Genomic DNA, 1,270 nt, shown 5'->3' with positions numbered 1-1,270 from the left:
AAGCTCGAGCTGGGCTTCAGGAGTGGCCTTGCGGCCGTCGAGGGTTGTGGTGGTTTTATCTTCATAACTCATTTATCAATTATAACATAACCGTAGCCGGTTGTCAACTATTTTATGCCTATGTTAATAATCAGGGATTTCCCAAAAGTCGCATGACCGGAACCATCAATTTGCACGCCGTACGCGTTGCCGGATCCGTGTGCAGAAGAGATGATTACAGCATCCCCTGCGAAATTTGTACGACCTCCGTTTTGAGACCGGACGCCGGCGGCTATGCTATTTTGCGATTCGGCTTGAATGAAAACTGCATCTCCGAAAGTCATACTCGCCTGATCGCCGTCGGCAACAATACCGGCAGCTTCCCTCGGCTTACTCGAGTCCGCAGATTCCGCGACAACGATGATGACTGTGGGACCCGCAGCAGAGAATAACCCTTCCTCTTTGCTTGCTGCTGTCGTCGATTTTGACTCTGTGAATATTCCGTACGAATTTGCTTTTTCTGCTATTGCAGAGACAGTTAAGGATTTGCCGAATGCGGCATTGCCTGAATCAATATGTATGCCGTACGCATTACGGTCTGATCCGTGAGTAGAAGCAATTATTTCAGCATTACCTGCAAAATTTGCGTGGCTTCCGTTTTCAGATGAAACACCATATGCACTGTTAGTATTAGATTCCGCTTCAATAGTTGCAATATTACCAGCGAAATTTACATAGCCTCCGTTTTCAATAATAAGACCATATGCTTGACCACGTTCAGATTTAACTTCGACGGATGCTTCATTACCGGTGAAGTTGATTTCAGATTGCGAACCAGAAGAACGCACACCGAATACCCGATTTCCACCTGAAACTTTTATTTTGGTCTCAGATCCTGCCAAAATAATGCTTGCACCATTATTTGAACTATTTTGAACATTTATACCATAAGTTTCCCCAAAATTACCATACACAAAAATATTTGAATTACCTGAAAAATTAATCAATGAACTCGTTGTACTCACACCATAAGAATTGCTTGTATTTTCTGATGAATTATCCACAACAATACTGCTATTGTTCGCATTGAAGCTGATTACAGTATTTGCATTGCTACCTTGCACACCATACACGAAACCACTCTGTGGCAGACTGCTGCGAATAATTATTTTTGTTGAATCCCCTGAAAATCGGCTCTATGACGTTTAGTGTGGGTAACCACACTTTAAAGCCTGAGTCCATCTGCTGAAATCCAGATTACCTGCAACGAGATAAATCATTGTTTTGAAGT

The 1,270-nt window shown here is 42.8% G+C and carries 1 protein-coding gene; it reads right to left on the bottom strand.

From position 1 onward, the window contains the following. Positions 1-107: 107 nt before the first annotated feature. Positions 108-1,112 (bottom strand): hypothetical protein, encoded by a 1,005-nt coding sequence (locus tag GBM95_RS11755; RefSeq protein ID WP_152159260.1) that lies wholly within the window; start codon positions 1,110-1,112, stop codon positions 108-110. Between the last annotated feature and the right edge of the window lie 158 nt (positions 1,113-1,270).

Source organism: Sutterella seckii (assembly GCF_009183815.1).
GTDB lineage: Bacteria > Pseudomonadota > Gammaproteobacteria > Burkholderiales > Burkholderiaceae_F > Sutterella > Sutterella seckii.
This window is presented reverse-complemented; position numbering and strand designations above follow the sequence as displayed.